The organism is Tatumella citrea, from assembly GCF_002163585.1.
In the GTDB taxonomy this organism is placed as follows: domain Bacteria; phylum Pseudomonadota; class Gammaproteobacteria; order Enterobacterales; family Enterobacteriaceae; genus Tatumella; species Tatumella citrea.
Genome location: NZ_CP015579.1, coordinates 2,368,865 through 2,389,086, shown reverse-complemented (window position 1 = coordinate 2,389,086; position 20,222 = coordinate 2,368,865). Strand labels below are relative to the sequence as shown.

The window sequence follows — 20,222 nt, the reverse complement described above, 5'->3', positions numbered from 1 at the left end:
CCTGTAAAATGAAAGGTAAAAAATGCAACCGATAAAGCTCTACTTTGACTGTGATACCGGCATTGATGACGCTATGGCGCTCGGTTATCTGCTGGCCGAAAAACAAAAAGTCGATATCGTGGGTATTGGTACGGTCTGCGGTAATACTGATGTGGTCTCCGGGGCACGTAATACACTGAATCTGCTTAATCTGGCAGGAGTAAGTGATATTCCGGTAGCAATGGGGAACCCTGATCCGTTATACGGCACCTTTGTGAGCTGTTGTCAGCATATTCATGGCAATAATGGTATCGGGGATGTTGAGCTGACTACGGCGGCCCGGCAACCTGAAGCGCAAAGTGCCGCAGAGTTGCTGGTCTCACTGGCCCGGCAATATCCCGGAGAACTGCATATTCTGGCAACCGGCCCGCTAACTAATCTGGCCCGGGCATTACTGCTGGAACCGGCACTGCCCGGGTTATTAGCCCGGGTGACCATTATGGGGGGCGCAGCGAATGCACCAGGTAACCGCTCGCCGGTGGCAGAAGCCAATATTGCTGAGGATCCGGAAGCCGCTGCACAGGTATTTCAGGCACTGGATAATATTGTGATGGTGCCGCTGGATCTCACCATGCGACAGGTTCTCGAACAGCAACATCATCAGCAACTTTTGGATTCTGACCGGCCATTCGCCAGAGCCATTGGCGAAATGCTGACTCTGTATATCAGATTCTATGAAGATAAACTGGGGCGTAAAGCTTGCGCTTTACATGATCCGGCCGCTGCCTGGTTTGCTGTTGAGGGACTGGAAGGGTGTCTGGCGCCAAAAGTGCGGGTAGTGATTGATGACACCCACGGCCCTTCACGAGGTCAGACAATATGCGATTTACGGGGCAAATATAACGGTTTTCCACCACAGGCTGATGCTAACTGTACAGTCGTACTGGACTACGACCAGCAACTGGCTCCGCGACTGACTGAAAAATTACTTTCGGTATAAGGCAGACCAACATGCGCTTAACCGCTAAGGCTAAGCGCATATAACATTCTCCGCCGTTTATTCAATTACCGGGTGGTGAATCATCGCGAATTCAGCGGTATTATTCATCATTAATGGAAACCCCCGGATAAATGCACTGTCGGGTAACGTATGAGCATATTTACTATCAGAGGCCGGGTCCTGCGGAGCGGCTTGTTTACCGTACCAGGTCAGTTCGGATATTAGCGCGTTTGGATCCTGTAATATCGAGTGGTCATCATTGGCCCACACGTCTGACATTCCATTAATAGCTACAGCTTTCATCACTGCACGACCTACAGACGGGGCATACCACAGGGTCTCGAAAGTATAGCCGGACACCCGACACTCTTTACTTTGACAATGGGTCTCGCTCGCCCCGGGGCCGGAAAACTGTGGGTTCGTTTTGCTCCAGTGAATATGCCGGGTGATGATGACCGTATCAAAACTACCCCCTGCAACGGTTAACTTAGCAATACCGGTAATCCTGGAGTCGGCGCTGGCGTGATAGGTGTATTGCCATGATAGCCCGTTGCCACGGTTGACGTGTACCGGCATCTGATAGCGGGTATGCCAGGTTTTGCCTAAGGTGAGCGGAAAATTAAGTAACTGCCTGTCAGTCGCAGGTTGTGTAGGTAATATCTGGCTGTAACTGTTAAGTCGTTCTTTGAACTCACTGTCACCGACACGCCAGGTTGCCGTCTGATTATCGCTGCTGACCAGTGTCAGCACACTACTGTGTTTTCCGTCGGAACTGTATTCCCAGACGTTACCCGGTGCGGGTAGTTCCCGTTTTTCTGCATGGAACGGCAGGGTAACTTTTGGCATCCCCTGGCTATCGAAACTAAGGTAGTCCAGCCCGACACTATAGATTTTGTCGCTGATTTCTCCCGCCTTGTAACTGAAAAAAACTGCCTGTTTTTTATCATCATCAATACTAAATCCGGGACCATTCTCTTTTCCATCACGATAGGTCTGGTAGCGAATCACTCTGCCGTCACGCACCGTTTTTTCCTCTCCCTGCTGCCTGCCGTTGCTCCAGGAAGAGTAAGTGGTGTGGTCATCGTAGGTATCAATTTGTGGTCCGTCTTTGGCATAGTCCCCATCGGTGCGGTTTTGTTGCAGACCCGTCAGTTTGCCATGACTGTCAAAGGACTCTTTGATGCTGCGATGTGCGGCAATCTGCAGGGTTTCTTTTTCCTGTAACTGGCCATCAGGACCGTAAGTCAGAGTCAGTTGTGGGTCAGTGCCGTAGGATTCAACGCGGGTGGCGAGTTTGCCATTTTGGTCGAAACTATCTTCGTATTGCCGGACAACCTGTTGCTGCGTTTTCTGGTACACACTGCGCTTCAGCCTGCCGTCCGGATAATAGTATCTGGACTGCCGATATTTATTTCCGTCAAAACCCAGACCCTCATAGCTGAGCTGTCCATTCTGATACCAGGTTTTTTCGAGCACAGACCAGCCTGGTTCAGGATAACGTCGGACTTCTTCCGGCTTACCGTTTTCACGCCAGCTGGTTTCCATACCGATCGAATCGCCGTCCTGATCCCATTCTCCCTGTTTTTTAAGCTTACCGTCAGGGTAGAACATCTTATATTTGCCGGTCATATTATCGCTGGCCAGCAGGTCCGTGGCATGGAGGTCTTTAAAGGTTGCCTGAATATAGGGCTGATTATTAGGATAACGCAGAGTGAATTTTCCGCTGGTGGCCACTGGCCAGTCCAGTAACCATGCGGCATCCTCGCCTTGTTTTACCGGCTCAAATTCACTGTTAATACTTTTGGTTTCTGCCATAGCGACCGGTGACAACAGGGCGGCGGACAGGATATAAATTGCGGGCTTGAGGGTCATAATTTACCGTGTCTGATTCTGAAACACTGTTGGTTTTATTTACATTTAGCATCATCCTGTCTTATTAAAGAGGATATTTCAACCTCATGAATTACCGGTAAATTCTGATTTTAATTCGGCAGACCACACAGAATAAATATTGGTTATGCTGAAAAGACATTAATTTCCATCGCAAATAAACTCTGCCTGTTTCTGGTATTTTCTCCCGAACAACAGACAAATTGCGGAAATAGCGCAAAAGCCCCGGTATTTTAACCGGCAAATATTTTCTGTGATTTTTTGGGGAATTTCACCGCCAGTGGCAGATTCAGTCTGGCTGCATAATATTGATTGTGCCTGTGGCATGGAGGTATTGTACTCCGGAAATGATTCAGCCAGTGAATATCCTGCGATATTCAGATGAAAACCAGCAATTTACAACTGGCTTATTGACGGGGATAAAGCAATGAAAAACCTGGATGATATTGAAGCATTTGTGCGGGTTGTGGAATGCGGAGACTTTACCGGTGCGGCACGGGTCATGAATGTTACGGCCGGGGCAGTCAGTAAACAGATAAAAAGGCTGGAACAGTCACTGTGTATTACTTTATTTGAACGTAGTACCCGAAAAATTCGTGTCACCGTAGCCGGGCTTGAGATTTATGAACATTTCAAAACCGGTTTAGAAAGTTTTAATCAGGCGAAGCTGATCGCGGAGCATGGACTGAACAGTCTGTCAGGCTCAATCTCTATCAGCAGTCCGTCAACTTTTAATCATTGCTTTCTGATACCTGCCATAGATGCGTTTAGAAAAATGCATCCTGAAGTCAGTTTTTCGCTGGAAAGTTGTGACAGGATCGTTGACCTGTATGCCTCCGCTACCGATATTGCCATCCGTTCTGCAGAACTAACCGACTCACGTTTAATTGCCCGAAAAATTTTTGACCAGCATAGGGTGGTGGTGTGCGCGCCTGACTTGTTGTCAGGTTTTGCGGTTCCGCTGGATATGACTGATTTAGCCCGGCTACCGGCAGTGACTTTTGGTTATCCCGGCTATCCATCTGCGCTCTGGTCACTGGAACACCAGGAAAACGGCGAAGTTCAGTCAGTCAGGCCGAAAAAAATGTTGATGACTGATGACGGCACGACATTGTTAACCTGGGCCCTGCAGGGACAGGGGATTGCGCTGAGAGAAAGCTGGAGCATTAATAACTACCTGCAGAGCGGTCAACTGATCCGTCTGATACCCGAATGGCAAGAATCAGTCAGTAGTTTGTGGCTCATTCGTACCAGCTACCGTGGTTCGCCTGCACGACTCAATGTTTTTTCCGAGTTTCTGATTACTTTTTGTCGTCAGAAACTGTCACTAATGTATGACGGAAATCTCTGAATGGCAGAACATTGTGACATTCTGTCACAGGTTATATTCCGGAACATCGTTCGCTAAGATACTGACGTACAGGCATTATCTGTTCCTCCATTATATTTACAGGATCATATGATGCCTCTGTCGTTATTCGCACTGGCCGTCAGTGCCTTTGCTATTGGTACAGCAGAATTCGTAACTACCGGATTATTACAAACCATTGCCGCTGATCTGCAGATTTCGATTACCCGTGCCGGAATGATGACTTCAGGCTATGCGCTGGGGGTGGTTATCAGTGCTCCATTGCTCACTTTGCTGTCTGCCCGGGCTAACAGGAAACATACCCTGTTGTTGCTGTTAGTGCTGTTTATTACGGGCAATATTATTTCATCTCTGTCTGGCAACCTGGAGATGCTGATGGCGGGCAGAGTGCTTGCAGCATGCTGTCATGGGGCATTTTTTGGTATTGGTGCTGTTGTGGCAGCCAGTGTGGTTGCCGCAGATAAGCAAGCCAGCGCCATTGCACTGATGTTTACCGGGCTGACTCTGGCTAATGTTCTGGGGGTTCCGGCTGGCACCTGGCTGGGTCAACACTATGGCTGGCGTTCTGCATTTCAGGTAATCGCTCTGTTGGGTGGTATAGGGTTTGCGGGACTGTTTTGGCTATTACCTGACCAGTCCCCGGGTCAGCAAAGCCTGAGCAGAGAACTGGCGGTATTTCGGCGGGCTGAAGTTTGGCTGGCACTGTTAATTACTGCTACCGGATTCAGTGGTTTACTGGCTTCTTTCGCCTATATATCGCCGATGATGACCGAAATCAGTGGATTTAGCACCACGAATTTGAGTCTGATTCTCGTGGTATATGGCCTTGGATTAGTGTCTGGAAATCTGGTCTCTGCAAGATTCGCTAATCATCGTCCGGAGCCGGTTATACTGGTGTTGCTAACATCTCTGGTAGCGTTACTGGTGTTGTTTTATTTTACATTGCATATTCGATGGATGGCAGTGGTTAACGTCTTTATGCTGGGTGCCGTTGGATTTGGTACTATTCCTCCTTTGCAGATGTATGTAATGAAAAAAGCACAAGGTGCATCTGCACTGGCGTCAGCAGCCAATATTTCAGCATTTAACCTTGGCGCTGCGGGCGGAGTCGTACTTGGAGGGAAGGCCATTGACGCTGGCTTTGGGCTTGCTTCACCGAATCTTGCAGGAGCTCTTCTTTCAGGTGCAGGGCTTATGATTGCTCTGTGCTGCATGGTCAGTTCGGGACGGCAGAAACGCAGATTCCGGTGATACTTATATTCCATATTTCGTTATGCAACGAAGCATCACGGGTCAGAGTTGTCAGAATAGCGTCGTCAAACTAAAGGAGACGACCATGATTGCTGTACTATTTGAAGCCGATGCACGCCCGGAACATCAACAACGCTACCTTCAACTGGCGGCTGAACTCAGACCAGAACTGGATAACATTCAGGGATTTATTGCTATTGAGCGCTTTCAGAGTCTGACTAATCCCGGAAAAATTCTTTCTCTGTCATGGTGGGAGAACGAACAGGCAGTGCAGGAATGGAAATCTCATCTGCGGCATCAGGCTGCGCAGAGCGAAGGGCGACAAACTATTTTTTCCCATTACAGCATCAAAGTGGCCACTGTGGTTCGTGAGTATTCTTCTGCCGGAAGTGAGGTCAGCCATGTATGACATTTGGGTAGTACTGGCGGATCAACCCGGTGAACTGTCGCGCCTGGGGCAGTTGCTGGGACAGGGGAATATCGGAATTGAAGGGGGCGGGGTGTTTACTGTCGGACAGGAATGCCATGCCCATTTTCTGGTGGCAGAGGGCAGGCAGGCCGCTGATATCCTTAGCAATGCTGGCTTACAGGTGAGGCAGGTAAAGGCCCCTCTGATCAGAAAACTGAGTCAGACAAGGTGTGGTGAACTGGGGGAAATAGCCGGGGTGCTGGCGGAGCATAATATCAATATTGTGACTCAGTACAGTGATCACAGCAATCACTTGATCCTGATGACGGACAATGATGAACTGGCGGCCGAACTGACGACCCGCTGGAGCGTGTAATGGGTAGAACAAATTCACAGGTGTCTGCGTTGCCGGAGGATGAAAATCCTCTGCTGCGGCCTGTGTCGGAAATTGCTGCCGCGATGGCTGACCCTTCACGGGTCAGCATGTTATGTGCATTGATGGATGGCCGGGCGTGGACCGCGACCGAACTCAGTGTGGTCGCCGGTATTGCTCCCTCAACTGCCAGCGCTCATCTGGCCAGACTGCAACAAAACAGGCTTATTACCTGTCTGTCTCAGGGGCGTCATCGTTATTACCGCTTATCGGGTGAAGAGGTGGCGGGTCTGCTGGAAACACTGATGGGGCTTTCTGCCGCACCGGTGAAGACAAGGGTGATCAGCACTCCTGCAAATTTACGTAAGGCACGCACCTGTTATGATCATCTGGCCGGTGAAGTCGCTGTAGAGATCTATGATGTTATGCAGGCTGAACAGTGGATAAGCCCGGAAAGTGAATGTTTGTCTGCCACGGGTAAAGAGAAGTTTTTACTCATGGGGATAAACGGAATCTCAAATCACAGGCGAAAAGAGGCTTGTGCCTGTCTGGACTGGAGTGAACGACGTTTCCACCTGGGCGGAAATGCCGGGGCGCAGTTATTATCTGTGATGCTGCAAAATCAGTGGGTAACCCGGACGACCGGTTACCGGGAAGTGACTTTCACTCCACAGGGCAAAAAGGCTGTAAAGCGCATTTTCGGTATCGCCGTATAATCCGGTGATGAGCAATAGCTGTCCGGGAGGAGTTTGTAAAATAAACCGGAACAGCTAACCGTCAGCAGCTCTTGTGTTGTACCGCCTGAGTCCGGAGTTAACCGGCAATCGCGGTGATTTGCTCAGTGCGTTCTGTCAGCTTGTGTTCCTTCACGCAGCGAATAAATCGCTTTAGCGCGGTCGTTGGTTGTACATCGTTTCGGGTAATAAACAGGGTTGGTACCCGCGAAATAGTCGGGATCACTTCATGTATCTGTAATCTGTCTGTCTGCCCGGATTTCTCAACCACCGAGCGAGGTAACAAAGTGATGCCCACTCCGGCACTGACACATCCCAGCATACCATCCAGCGAGCCAAACTCCAGCCGCTGGAATGCCGGGCGGCCCAGCCAGGTCAGATACTGTTCCAGGCGTTGCCGGTAAGCACAGCCTTGTTTAAACATCAGTGCGGTAATACCCCGTGGGTTGTCTTTCAGTTGCTGCGGATGGCGAATTCCGCCTGCAGTCACCAGTACCAGTTCCTCACTGAATACCGGTGTTGTTGCCAGTAGCGGATGATCTACCGGTCCGGCCACAAAGGCCCCGTCTGCCTCGCAGTTCAGTACTTTGTCGATCAAAAAAGCGGTAGCATCAATGGTCATCGCCAGTTGTACTTCGGTATAGCAATCATGGAAGCTGGCCAGAATATCCGGCAGTCGTACCGCCAGCGTGGTTTCCATCGAGCCTATGGTGATCATCCCGCTGGCTTCTCCTTCATCTCTGGCCACCCGGGAGGCTTCATCCAGAATAGCCAGTGCACGCTGTGCGTAGGGTAGCAGGCGGTTACCGGCACTGGTCAGTGTGACACCACGGCTATGACGTTCCAGCAGGGGTAAACCGATATATTCTTCCAGCGAGCGGATCCGGCTGGTGACGTTAGACTGAACTGTGTTGAGTTCTTTGGCCGCGGCAGTAATGCTGGCACAGCGGGCAACCGCGGAGAACGTCAGCAGATCACAGATTTTCATCAGAAACTCCCATCGCAATTTTATAATCGTAATGCAATCTGTCATCGTTAATTCAGATGGCAGTAAAAGTAAGCAAGTTTCAGGCCAGCCATCACCGGTAAGTTAATTGACTGTATTTTAGAGGGAATAAATAAAACGCATTGTCTGTTACCCGCGGAATGCCTGTAAGGTGGGCGTCGTTGCACCATAAGGATACTGATTTACGTCGCTGACGGGCGGTGTATTAACCAGAGTGCAGAGTATGACCGACAGGCCCTGTAAAAAAGGCCTGACCGGACAGGAGCAGAACAGGGCTGCGAGACATAGCCGGATGGCCGTTCCGCTCCTTAAGTTTACCAGGCCGGAGAATGGCTGCCCAAAGCCGGAGTGGTTCCCTGCCACTGACAGGGCGTTTCAGACATTCGCAACACCGGCCCCAGTGTTTTCAGGTCTCCATAACAGGTAGCTTCATCACACACCGCCCACCGTTCAAATTCTGCTGCGGTTAATCGTCCCGCCGCATGCCGGAAATCTTCCAGTAGTCCCTGGCGTTGCAACAGCATGGCAGACTGACAGAGCGACACCTGCACCCGATAGCTGCCACCTTCAGTGGCCCGACGGGCAAGGGCCACCAGGCCGCCGAAGGTCGCCAGGAAACCGGTCAGGAAATCACAGGTAAATACCGGCATCAGCCTGGGTGATCCATCCCCGTGATGCTGCCCTTCAGTGTGGCAGATACCGGTGACCGCCTGAGCGACCTGATCCCAGCCGGCGCGGGAAGCGAATGGCCCCCCGGACCCAAAGCAGTTAACCGCTATATGAATCAATCCGGGACGCAGTTTCATCAGTTCATCGACACCAAAACCATGCGCTTCGAGCCGGCCCGGCCGGTAACCGTCAATAAAGATATCTGCATCGCCGACCAGTTGTTTCAGCTGACCGGCTTGCTGCGGATTATCCATATCCAGGAAACAGCTGCGTTTGCCGTGGCTGGTATCACGGACAAAGGCAGGCACCTGAGGCAGATGAGGAGCGGTGACCATCAGAACGTCTGCACCATGTTCGACAAAGCCGATACCTGCGGTCGGGCCAGCCAGAATTCGTGTCAGATCCAGCACTTTAATCCCGGAAGCTGGTAATGCTCCGGCAGGAAGAGGCTGAGGTTTGCCTTCTGCGACTTTGGTAATTTCCACCACAGGACGTGCCGCGAGGTATTGACCGTGCGGGTGGTTTAGCCATTCTTCCGGGCTACGGACTTTGCCACCGCAAGCCATGGCATCGGCAATCGCCTGTTCAAGCCTGTCAGACTGCCAGCGACGGACACCTTCACTAACTGATTGCGGTGAACTACTGCATTGTAAAAGATCGAGAATTCTTTTTTCGAGATGCGTAAGATTGGTATGTGGCAGCAACCAGCGACCATCAGCGGTTTGCCAGGGCTGGGTGAGCGACACCATATGTTTCATAGCCTCAGAAACGGCAATCGGCCGGAAGATACCGTCTTCACCGCGTTGCTGTGTCATGTCGCCGCCGGCCAGCGATGTTGCAGCTGCCGCGCGCATATTGATACTGATTTTTTGCCGCCTGCCGGTTTTCAGTTGCCACAGATCATTGGCCGCCACACCGCGGGCAGCGAGTAAAGCCGCAGCGGTTTCACCTACCTTAAACGGAGTGTTAAACAAGTTATCCTGACCGGTGACCTGAACTTCGTCATTTGCCAGTGGTTTGCCATCTCTGATGGCCATTAGTTCGGCAAAAGCCCCGGACTGCGCGGTAAAGTTTTCCAGCATGGTGACTGACTCCATAATAATTTGATAAATAAACCGGCGAACAAATCAGGCAGCGTTGTCGGCTGTGAAACTGGCGAGGCTTTTCCTGTCGGCCAGGGAAACCGCGATGCAGACGATAAATGCCAGAGGAACGGTAACAATCGCGGGTGGGTCGATAGCAAACAGCGGCGTGCTGTGTCCGAGAACTTTTACCCAGACAGAAGGCCCTGCAATGGTGAACACCAGTGATGACACTAATCCGCAGCCACCTCCCCACAATGCACCGCGGGCGGTGAGAGAACGCCAGTAGATAGCCAGAAGCAATACAGGGAAGGTGGAGGAGCAGGATAACGAAAACGCCAGGCTTATCATGTAAGCAATGTTTTGCCCTTTAAACAGGATAGCAAGCAGTACTGCCAGTACCCCGAGCACTACCACTGATCTACGCATGATTTTTACTTCGCTGGCATCACTGATACTGCCTGTGCGGCTGAGAGTGCCGTAAATATCATGGCTCACCGCCGAGGCCCCGGAGAGGGTTAACCCTGCAACCACCGCCAGAATAGTGGCGAAAGCCACTGCTGCCAGAAAACCGAACAGAGGTTCTCCGCCAAGTAATGCGGCAAGTTGCAGGACGGCAGTATTACCGCCGACGCTGGCACCAGGCAGACTATGAGTCCGCAGCAGATAGAGTGCCCCAAAGCCGATGATAAAGATCATCAGATAAAATCCGTTCATAAACAGCGTTGCCCATAACACCGAACTGCGTGCAGATTTTGCATCAGGCACTGTAAAGAAGCGCATCAGAACATGAGGCAGACCGGCAGTGCCGAGCATTAATGCAATACCAAGCGAAAATGCAGACCACGGGTCTTTTGCGGGCAGGGCAGGAACCAGAATTTGCCGGCCGGCCGGGTGAACGCTCACCGCACCTTTCAGTAGTTCACTAAAGCTGTAGCCGGTCATTCGCAGTACCAGAAAACAGAGCAGCAGACAGCTGAGAATCATCAGTACGGCTTTGATCATCTGTACCCAGGTAGTAGCCATCATGCCGCCAAACATGACATAGAGCACCATTAATACCCCGACCAGCGCGACTGCCCAGACGTAGTTAATGCCGAACATGACTTCAATTAATTGCCCTGCGCCTACCATTTGTGCAATCAGGTACAACAGAACAATGGTCAGCGAGGCGCAGGCGGAGAAAATACGGATACCTTTACCCTGTAGCCGGGCGCAGACCACATCGGTAAATGTATATTTGCCCAGCTTGCGCATTTTAGCTGCCATCAGAAAGACCACTACCGGTAACCCTGTGGTGTAACCGATGGCATAAAATAAGCCGTCAAAACCACCGGAGAAGACCAGTGCCGTCAGACCCAGTAATGCCCCGGCAGACATTGCATCCCCCGCAATCGCCAGGCCATTCTGGAAGCCGGTAATCTTCCCGCCAGCGCTGTAAAAATCACCGGCGGTTTTGGTCCGACGGGCCGCCCGCCAGGTAATTGCCAGCGTCATCAGAATGACTGCGATGAAGAAAAAAATCGCCAGTCCACCGGAGCCTGTCGACGAACCGGCTGATGCCAGTGCGGGAGCAGAAACCGCGCTAAGTAGGATCAGGGGCAGCAGTTTTTTCATATCAGTTATCCTCGTGATGATTGGCTATCACCACATACAGCGTGGTCAGGATAATTCCACTGACAATAACCACCGCTCCCAACACGAAAGAGAGCGGGATTTGTGTCTGCATAAAATTTTTCTGCAAGGCACCGGTGTTAAATACACACAGCTTGATAAAAGTGAAAAAAATAATGATTTGCACAGCGGTAAACAGGATGCCTGACGATGTGTCATTCCACGGCTTGTTGCTGGTGTTAACTGAACGGCGCATAAAATTTGTCTCCTCATAAGCAGAGTTAAACCTGACATTTTCCGCACATTACGGGGAACTGACGGGAGCGGAGTGAGCAGGGGAAAATCGTGGCTTCGGAGAAACTCTAAAAGTACACCGCTATCACGGGTAGCGATTTGTTATGATATCAGTCATCTGAAATTAAGATGGCAAGCCGGCATTGCACTCTGACCGGTGCAGGGCGCACCAGCATTGGATCCCCGGGGAATCAATCTGGTGCATGTTACAAATCAGGGCAAACTTAATCACGGGGTGTTTAGCAGAGATGGTTCCGGATATCATTCTGATATCAATGATATTATCTGAAAATGAATACACTAAACCGGCAGAGTTTATTATCTGCGGGGTTAGTTGTATGTATATATAAAATAATAACGTATTTTAATTTTAATATTCTTATTTAGAATAAATGATGAGGCAGGATAAGCCGTCATGGCCTCCTGCCGGTTCACCTTCAGGGCATCACTGTTACTTTGCGGTTTTATTTATCAGGTCCAGTTCTTCACTGGCTTTAGCGATAGCAATGCGTATTACCTGAAGGATAACACCGCTGCATAGCGCAGACAGACCCACAGTAAAGAAGGCCGTAACCACTGAATCTACCAGGGTATTGCCGGAGGTCACCACTACCGGCCGATAGATGACAATGCCGGCAAAAACCACCCAGTGACTAAAACAATAAAAGCAACTGAACAGATGTCCTGCCATAGCATGTTTTCGTGCGGCCCACTGGCGTAACGGCCGGAACATTTCCTGTTGGGTCACAGATATAGCGATACAGGCGGACACCAGCGCAATAACCAGGCATATCCAGACATTTTGCAGCAGATTTTCAGACAGCATAAGCAATACTCACATTGGTCATTTCATGTAATAATATAAGATACATGAAACAGACTTTTTCACGCAACCAATAAAGTTACGTAAATGAATAACAGCAACCGATCCGGAGTGGAAAATGCGCAAAGATCACCGGCTCTCCAGAGCGTTACATATCCTGATTCATATGGGTAACACCAGTGAGGCCGTAACCTCAGAGCAAATTGCACTGATGATAAATACCAATCCGGTCGTGGTGCGACGATTGTTTCAGGGGTTGCGGGAAGCCGGGCTGATTCATTCAGAAAAAGGCCACGGCGGAGGCTGGACACTGGAAAAACCGTTACAGGAAATCACTCTGCTTGAGGTGTTTACAGCCATTGGCAGTAATGAGCTGTTCACTGTAGGCTGGGCTAACGAACATCAGGATTGTCAGATAGAACAGGCAGTGAATCAACAAGTTGAACAAACCCTGGAGGCAGCCCGCGCGCTTATTGTGCAGCGTTTTGCAGAAGTGACCCTTGATCAGCTGGCTCCTGAGCAGTGGCCGGTCTGAGCCAGCAATTAACAAATTAAGTTAGTAGATGAGTAACGGCCTGAGACTTTCGTTCCGGCCGCATATGACAACAGGACCAACCAGGGCACATCAGAGATCATTTGTGTCGCCGGCAGCAAAAGCAAACTTATTCAGCCGTTCAGGCGGGTATAGCGGAGGGGGAATGCAGGAAGCAGGTTTTCATCAGGCAGTAAATACTGTTACGCGTAGAGTCTCAACACGGGCAGTATTTTTTATCGCAGGGTTTGCTATGGGTGTCTGGGCGCCGCTGGTGCCTTATGCTCAACAACGATTACAGCTTGATGCCGGAATGCCTGGGCTGCTGTTACTTTGCCTGGGAAGCGGATCACTGGTCACCATGTTGTTTTCGGGTAAGCTCACCAGCCGCTTTGGTTGCCGGGCTATGATTATTGCGGGTGCTCTGCTGGCCTGTGTGGCTTTGCCGCTGTTGGCTACTACAGACTCACTTCCCTTAATGATTACCAGCTTGTTACTGTTCGGTGCCGGAGTGGGTCTGACTGACGTGACTGTAAATATTCAGGGCGCTTTGGTTGAACAGCAAAGTGATGTTCCTCTGATGTCCGGGTTTCATGGTTTGTTCAGCGTGGGCGGGATTGCCGGTGCGGCAGGTGGGAGTCTGGTGCTGGGTGAGGGGGATGTCGCCATTGGCCATGGTAGTGTCCGCAGTATTATTAATGCTGGTAATACTGATACTGGCCCTGCGGTATTTATTACCTTTAGCCTCTCATGAAGAACAACAAAATTCTGCTTTTCGTCTGAATCTGCGGCTTATCCTGATGGCAGGGATGTGTCAGCTCTGCTTTCTGGCAGAAGGTGCTATGCTGGACTGGAGTGGTATCTGGCTAACTGAACAACGCGGTCTGGCTATTGAACATGCAGGCTGAGGCTATGCGGTGTTTGGTGGCGCGATGGCGGTTATGCGACTCACCGGTGATCGACTGGTCAGCCGACTGGGACGAAAAAAACTCCTGATGCTCAGTGGTATTTTTGCAGCGGCAGGTTATGCACTGGCGGTGCTGTTACCTGGCTGGGAATCCTCACTGGGTGGATTTATTCTGGTCGGGATAGGGGCGGCGAATGTTGCTCCGGTGATTACCACTCTGGCAGGAAAAGAGCAGGTCATGCCGTCGAATATGTCGGTCGCTTTTGTCGCTACTGTCGGTTATCCCGGTATTCTGATGGGACCGGCGGTGCTGGGTTTTATCGCCCACGGTTATGGGCTGGCGGTGGCATTTATCTGTATGGCATTGTCGTTGTTGCTGGTGGCGACTGGAGCACTAAAACTGGAATACTGGTAGTTGTTGGCAGGCACAGGTCTGCTTACACAGACATCTTTTACAGTTCGGCCGGCTTCAACAGGCTTCAGAACGGCGATAATCTGGTGTTCAGTTAATCGGGCTTTACGCATAGCGATCTCCTTCAGGGAACCTATTCAGTATGTAGGAAGATCTCTAAAAGTGAATGGTTCTTTTTGCAGGGATACTTACAGCAGGGCAATGATGCCACTCAAATCCTTATGAATTCGGCCATAAGCAGCAGAGGTCGGGGAATTGCAATGTAGCACCTGCCGGTTTACCCGGCAGGAATCGCAGTTAATTCCCGCAAATATTACTGTTAAAAAGTGTGTATTGGGTAGGCAGGCTGTTACAGAATAAGCCCCCTCTATGTTAGAAGAGGGGCAATTGCATCAGGCGATGAGAATCGCACGGATGTCGTTAACGTTTGTTAGTGTCGGGCCGGTAATCAGTAAATCATCCAAAGAGTGGAAGAAGCTGTAACTATCATGTTCATTCAGATATTTTGATGCATTGAGTCCGGTCTGTTTACCACGAGCCAACGTATCCGGCGTGATTAAAGCCCCGGCTGCGTCCTCAGTCCCGTCAATACCGTCCGTGTCACCTGCAATAGCCCATATGCCCTCCTCACCATTCAAAGCACAGGCAAGACTGAGCAGAAACTCAGTGTTGCGGCCACCTTTACCCGCACGGCCATTGGAAACGGTAACAGTCGTTTCGCCACCCGAAAGTAACACGGCAGGACCTTTAACAGGATGCCCATACTGCTTCACTGACTTAGCAATACCGGCCATCACCACTGCAACTTCCCGGCTTTCACCCTCCAGAGCATCACCCAAAATTAACGGGGTAATACCATGGCAACGCGCTTTTTCTGCTGCGGCCTGTAATGCCATAGCGGGTGTGGCAATTAAACGCGTGTTACTCTTCACCTGCGATGTCGCCTGCACTGGTTGGTTAAGTAGTACATATCCCACCTGTTCTGAGACAGCAATACCATAGCGCTCAAGCACTTTCAGAGCATCGCCCGGGGTGCTGTTATCAGGGACTGTCGGGCCAGAGGCAACATCTGCAGGGTTATCACCAGGAACATCACTGATAATCAGAGAAACGACGTGAGCTGGTTGCGCCATCAGGGCCAGTTTCCCGCCTTTCACTGCTGACAGATGGCGACGAACCAGATTCATCTCTTTGATGTTGGCACCGCTGTGTAACAGAGCCCGGGTTATCGCTTGTTTGTCCGACAGCGTTAAGCCTTGTATCGGTAACGCCATTAAAGCAGAACCACCACCGGAGATTAACGCCAGCACTAAATCATCTGCTGTTAGACCACGCAGCGATTCTACGATAAGCTTCGCTGCGGTTTCACTCATGGCATCAGCTACAGGATGTGCAGCTTCCAGTATGTGGATGCGTCCGGCAGGTACGGCATGACCATACCGTGTTACCACAACACCACTGACATCTACATCTGGCCAGGCCGCATCCACCGCAGCAGCCATGGCTGCTGAGGCTTTGCCTGCACCAATGACCACGCAGCGGCCTTGAGGCTTTTTCGGCAGAGCAGGGGGAATGACAGGCCCCGGGCGAGCACTGTCAACGGCCTGCTGAAAAATATCCTTCAGAATTTCTGCGGCCAGTTCATTTCTCATTTTTATACCATTTCAGCAACAGTGGCTTTTGACTCAATGAATTCAACAACGGCTTTAGTCACATCAGCGGTATTCGCTGTGCCACCCACATCTGGAGTCAAAATGCCTTTGGTACAAACATACTCGATGCCTTCCATGATGAGAGCAGCAGCGTCTTTCTCACCTAAGTGCTCCAGCATCTGCACTGCTGTCCAGAAGGTTGCAATTGGGTTAGCAATACCTTTACCGGTGATATCGAATGCAGAGCCGTGAATAGGTTCAAACATAGATGGGAAACGCTGCTCCGGGTCGATGTTAGCAGTCGGTGCCACACCTAAGCTACCCGCCAGTGCGCCCGCCAGATCGGACAGGATATCTGCATGCAGGTTAGTCGCGACGATGGTATCCAGTGATTGCGGGTGCAATGTCATGCGGTGCGTCATTGCATCTACCAGCATTTTATCCCAGGTCACATCCGGAAACTCTTTGGCAACCTCAGCCGCGATCTCATCCCACATAACCATTCCATGGCGCTGTGCGTTGGATTTGGTGACGACGGTCAGTAGGTTACGAGGACGGGATTGAGCCAGTTTAAATGCGTAACGCATAATACGGGTGACCCCCACCCGGGTAAAGATGGCGACTTCGGTGCCCACCTCTTCCGGCAGACCTTTATGTGCACGACCGCCATTACCTGAGTATTCACCTTCTGAGTTTTCACGCACGATGACCCAATCCAGATCGCCAGGTCCGCGATTGCGTAAAGGGGAAGTCACGCCAGGTAAAATTTTGGTTGGACGAACGTTGGCATACTGGTCGAAGCCCTGGCAGATTGGCAGACGCAGGCCCCACAGAGTGATGTGGTCAGGCACATCGGGTGCGCCAACGGCGCCGAAATAAATGGCATCGAATTTTTTCAGGGTTTCAAGCCCATCTTCCGGCATCATTATACCGTGCTTTTTGTAGTAATCAGAACCCCAGTTAAAAGTCTGTACATCAAAGCGTAACTCAGGATTTTGACGGGTAACCGCCTGAAGCACTTCAACGCCTGCAGAGATGACTTCTGGACCGATGCCGTCTGCAGGGATAGCAGCAATAGAGTAATTACGCATAACAAGTCTCCAACTTAATCAATGTATATTTTAATGAGTTTGGTGAACAATACTGTCTTTAACCTATATTTCAGTCAGGCAATGCCACTGCATGTAGAAGCTGATAACAATGCTCGTTGTTATCTGAATACTGTGACGGTAAACCTTCCTTTATCGGAAAATAGTGGTTGTAAAAGCACTTTGTAAAACCTGTTGCATTGAAAATTAGGCAAAACAATGAATAATCTTTAGTCCCCTGATATCGACTTTTTTAAACTCTGGCTGAACAGAGCTGAAACGATGAGCTATAGAATTTTGCGACCGGTACCAGTTGTAAAGTGAATGTTTATATTAAAATCTCCATTTTTTAATTCATTGCTATTTTTTCTCGCTTGATTTTAGTATGCATTTTTAGCTGAGCAGATCATCATATCTGGATTATATAAATTATTTGAATGGTTGATGGTGGAGGGAATAAATTAATATAAATCAATTAGGTTGCTTTGCTGTCATGGGCCTATGGGTCCATTTTGGCTGGCGAGCCTAAAGAATGGAAATGATACCTGTATCACTTTTTCGCTTTATTCGGTTGTTGAAATAAAATACTGGAATACGTCTGGTAAACCGTTCAACTCGCAATGTGTAATTAACAGAAGTCGGTGTAATTTTCTTTGGCGAGGCAGGTAAATTCAACGAACAATTTGATACTTCAGGGATGCGATTTATGGTGCGTATGAAAAATGAACGATGAAGGTTACGTATCGGAACAATCGATACAGCTACTCACAGATTAGCTCCCTGTCTATCGTGTATTTTCCCCACTTCATCCGGTCAGTAATATTCACAACATTGAAAAAAACATCAGTCTCATTCCAAAATTAAAATCATGATGGTTGGATATGATCTTCTTTCGCGAACTATTGAAAATAGATTGTTCGCTGGTGTTGGGGTCTATTACGCATAAAAATTGTCTGTTGGTGGTTTATTCACCATCACCCGCTGGCAGCTAAATAACATGTGAATGTAACAGATATCAAGAATGAGGTGATGATTATGTCGGATCGTCGTACCCGACCACATAGCCACGAGCTGACCATGGGCATTGTTAAACAGATAAGTATGCTACCTCAGATAACCCATTGTTCCCGGAGTAAATAGACCAATCCCGGCCAGGTTAACACTGAGTGAGGTCACGAAGTGGTACCTGCCTCCTACCACACTATCAACAGTCAAACGTGGCTTACAATCTCATCGGATTAGATACATTCATTAAACGGGCTGCTGCTAAGTGTAAGCTGAGCGAAGTGAAGATGAGTTATTACGTAATATGCTGAAACTGCTAAACGATAACGATTTTGAACTGACTGAGAAAATATAGGCTAAGAATATTCATTAATCAACAGCGGAGCGATGTAAGGTAAGCAGGGTCGAATATCTATTTTTTAAACGTTATAATGTGAACGAGATCTCAAATCTAACCATTTATTTAGTGGGTTGATAGTAATCAATCATGTAATTAACTGTTTAATTATGTGAAAAACAGGGTGTAACCAGGGTTGATTAAGTGATCTACTTCAAATAAATAATACAAAAGAGACCTACTATGGCATTATTTAATTTATTTATATAATAAGCTAACAGTTATTGAATTTTGGAAACGCTTTATAGTTCCCCAGTCGGTAAACATACAATCTCATATACACTATTGTGAAAGGCAGGGGATTATGAATCAGGATATTGAAAGTATCACGTTGAAAAGAATTACATGGAAAGTACTTCCTTTCGTAATGTTTGCTTATTTTATTGCTTTTTTTGACCGGATTAATATTGGTTTTGCCGCATTAACAATGAATCAGGATCTTGGATTTACAGCTTCCGTGTTTGGTTTAGGTGCGGGGTTATTTTTTATTGGATACTTTATTACCGATGTACCCTCTAATGTAATTTTGCAAAAAGTTGGGCCGCGCATCTGGTTAGCAAGAATCATGGTTAGCTGGGGTATTATCGCTGCCTGTATGATGTTTGTTAAAAGTGCCACCAGTTTTTATGTATTACGTTTTTTATTAGGGGTGGCAGAAGCCGGTTTCTTTTCAGGCATTATTCTCTATCTGAGTACATGGTTTCCCATTAAACGCCGCGCCCAGGTTATTGCTTTGTTTATGGCAGCAGCGCCCATTTCCGCGATGGTAGGTTCTCCTTTAGCAGCCATAATACTCAGCATGAATGGTGCTCTAGGCTTTAAAGGCTGGCAATTGATGTTTATGCTGGATGCAATAGCCGCTATTTTGTTAGGCGTTTTTACCTTTTTCTATCTTAACGACCGACCAGAGAAAAATCACTGGTTAAAGCCTGAAGAAACCTCCTGGTTACTGGATACGCTTGAAAAGGAAAATATAATTAAAAATGCTGGTGTTAAAACCAGTATCTGGAGAGGCCTGGCAGATAAACGCGTATTGACCTTAGCCGTGGTTTATTTTGGCAGCTCCGCTGGGTTGTATTCCCTGAATATCTGGTCACCACAATTTCTGAAATCTTTTGGTTTGACTACTATACAGACAGGTTTGATTAATGCGTTGCCTGCTGCACTCTCGATTATTGCCATGGTGAGTTGGGCGCGACATTCAGATAAAACACGTGAACGTATATGGCATGTAGTTGCAGCTTGTCTGTTAGCTTGTGCTGGCTTCGTTGTGGCAGGTTCAGTGCATACATTAGGATTTGCTCTGTTAGCACTGATTATGGCTAATATTGGCATCTCTTCATGCAAACCGCCATTGTGGAGTATTCCATCACTCCTTCTGAATGGCCCGGCTGCAGCTGCGGGACTAGCAACAATCAACTCGATTGGTAATTTAGGTGGTTTTGCCGGACCTGCTATTATCGGTTGGTTGCGCGAAACAACAGGCAACTACTCTGGCTCAATGTATTTTATTGCGGGGATGCTATTGGTCTCGGCGGTTTTAACGCTGACCATCGAGCGCCATCGTAAATCGCCTGCTCATGAATCAAGTGTTTCGTTTAAATGATGTAACTTATGGATCTTCGGGTATTTTTTATGAGAAGTCAGAGTCTGACAGACTGATTCTGACTTCTTACAGTGATCGACCATATTTAATGTAATAGCTTCAGTCATCACCGGCGAATGATTTAACTGCG

Annotated in this window: 16 protein-coding genes and 1 pseudogene; 9 read left to right on the top strand and 8 right to left on the bottom strand. The window is 49.0% G+C overall.

Annotation, left to right across the window (positions count from 1 at the left end):
* Positions 1-22 precede the first annotated feature (22 nt).
* On the top strand, positions 23-979 hold the full coding sequence (locus A7K98_RS11425) for a nucleoside hydrolase (protein ID WP_087488673.1): 957 nt from the start codon (positions 23-25) through the stop codon (positions 977-979).
* A 57-nt stretch (positions 980-1,036) separates the two neighbouring features.
* Here the strand turns inward: A7K98_RS11425 and A7K98_RS11420 are convergent, their stop codons facing one another.
* Positions 1,037-2,851, bottom strand: a complete 1,815-nt coding sequence (locus tag A7K98_RS11420) for a toxin-antitoxin system YwqK family antitoxin (RefSeq protein ID WP_087488672.1) — start codon at positions 2,849-2,851, stop codon at positions 1,037-1,039.
* Positions 2,852-3,296: 445 nt separating this feature from the next.
* Here A7K98_RS11420 and A7K98_RS11410 point away from each other — a divergent pair, with 445 nt between their 5' ends.
* The 5 genes from A7K98_RS11410 to A7K98_RS11390 all read left to right on the top strand — a co-directional run bounded on the left by A7K98_RS11410 (position 3,297) and on the right by A7K98_RS11390 (position 6,987).
* Positions 3,297-4,220 (top strand): LysR family transcriptional regulator, encoded by a 924-nt coding sequence (locus A7K98_RS11410; RefSeq protein ID WP_087488670.1) that lies wholly within the window; start codon positions 3,297-3,299, stop codon positions 4,218-4,220.
* Between the two features lie 108 nt (positions 4,221-4,328).
* Complete coding sequence (locus A7K98_RS11405) at positions 4,329-5,489, top strand: MFS transporter (RefSeq protein ID WP_232461531.1); 1,161 nt, start codon at positions 4,329-4,331, stop codon at positions 5,487-5,489.
* Between the two features lie 85 nt (positions 5,490-5,574).
* Positions 5,575-5,898: an antibiotic biosynthesis monooxygenase family protein gene (locus A7K98_RS11400; RefSeq protein ID WP_087488668.1), complete on the top strand. Its 324-nt coding sequence runs from the start codon at positions 5,575-5,577 to the stop codon at positions 5,896-5,898.
* Positions 5,891-6,274, top strand: a complete 384-nt coding sequence (locus A7K98_RS11395; RefSeq protein ID WP_087488667.1) for an amino acid-binding protein — start codon at positions 5,891-5,893, stop codon at positions 6,272-6,274. Before A7K98_RS11400 ends, A7K98_RS11395 begins: the two co-directional genes overlap by 8 nt.
* Positions 6,274-6,987, top strand: a complete 714-nt coding sequence (locus A7K98_RS11390; protein ID WP_087488666.1) for an ArsR/SmtB family transcription factor — start codon at positions 6,274-6,276, stop codon at positions 6,985-6,987. Before A7K98_RS11395 ends, A7K98_RS11390 begins: the two co-directional genes overlap by 1 nt.
* 97 nt (positions 6,988-7,084) lie before the next feature.
* On the opposite strand, the gene A7K98_RS11385 is transcribed toward A7K98_RS11390, so the two are convergent.
* The 5 genes from A7K98_RS11385 to A7K98_RS11365 all read right to left on the bottom strand — a co-directional run bounded on the left by A7K98_RS11385 (position 7,085) and on the right by A7K98_RS11365 (position 12,496).
* Positions 7,085-7,993 carry a LysR family transcriptional regulator gene (locus tag A7K98_RS11385; protein ID WP_087488665.1) on the bottom strand — a complete coding sequence of 303 codons (909 nt, stop codon included), beginning with the start codon at positions 7,991-7,993 and terminating at the stop codon, positions 7,085-7,087.
* A gap of 332 nt (positions 7,994-8,325) precedes the next feature.
* Positions 8,326-9,762 (bottom strand): CoA transferase, encoded by a 1,437-nt coding sequence (locus A7K98_RS11380; protein ID WP_087488664.1) that lies wholly within the window; start codon positions 9,760-9,762, stop codon positions 8,326-8,328.
* Positions 9,763-9,807: 45 nt separating this feature from the next.
* Positions 9,808-11,379, bottom strand: coding sequence for a sodium:solute symporter family transporter (locus tag A7K98_RS11375; protein ID WP_087488663.1), 1,572 nt, complete (start codon positions 11,377-11,379; stop codon positions 9,808-9,810).
* Between the two features lies 1 nt (position 11,380).
* Positions 11,381-11,632, bottom strand: coding sequence for a DUF485 domain-containing protein (locus A7K98_RS11370; protein ID WP_087488662.1), 252 nt, complete (start codon positions 11,630-11,632; stop codon positions 11,381-11,383).
* A gap of 489 nt (positions 11,633-12,121) precedes the next feature.
* The gene (locus tag A7K98_RS11365) at positions 12,122-12,496 is read right to left on the bottom strand and encodes a hypothetical protein (RefSeq protein WP_087488661.1); all 375 of its coding nucleotides are present in this window, start codon (positions 12,494-12,496) and stop codon (positions 12,122-12,124) included.
* A 115-nt stretch (positions 12,497-12,611) separates the two neighbouring features.
* Between A7K98_RS11365 and A7K98_RS11360 the strand changes: the two genes are divergently transcribed.
* Together A7K98_RS11360 and A7K98_RS21735 are read left to right on the top strand one after the other, a co-directional pair.
* Positions 12,612-13,028 carry an RrF2 family transcriptional regulator gene (locus A7K98_RS11360; RefSeq protein ID WP_087488660.1) on the top strand — a complete coding sequence of 139 codons (417 nt, stop codon included), beginning with the start codon at positions 12,612-12,614 and terminating at the stop codon, positions 13,026-13,028.
* Between the two features lie 163 nt (positions 13,029-13,191).
* Positions 13,192-14,347 (top strand): annotated as a pseudogene (locus tag A7K98_RS21735) (MFS transporter).
* A gap of 389 nt (positions 14,348-14,736) precedes the next feature.
* Here the strand turns inward: A7K98_RS21735 and A7K98_RS11345 are convergent.
* Complete coding sequence (locus A7K98_RS11345; protein ID WP_087488658.1) at positions 14,737-15,996, bottom strand: glycerate kinase type-2 family protein; 1,260 nt, start codon at positions 15,994-15,996, stop codon at positions 14,737-14,739.
* Positions 15,997-15,998: 2 nt separating this feature from the next.
* Positions 15,999-17,087, bottom strand: a complete 1,089-nt coding sequence (locus A7K98_RS11340; protein ID WP_087488657.1) for a tartrate dehydrogenase — start codon at positions 17,085-17,087, stop codon at positions 15,999-16,001.
* Between the two features lie 1,703 nt (positions 17,088-18,790).
* Here A7K98_RS11340 and A7K98_RS11330 point away from each other — a divergent pair.
* Positions 18,791-20,092: an MFS transporter gene (locus A7K98_RS11330; RefSeq protein ID WP_087488656.1), complete on the top strand. Its 1,302-nt coding sequence runs from the start codon at positions 18,791-18,793 to the stop codon at positions 20,090-20,092.
* Positions 20,093-20,222 lie beyond the last annotated feature (130 nt).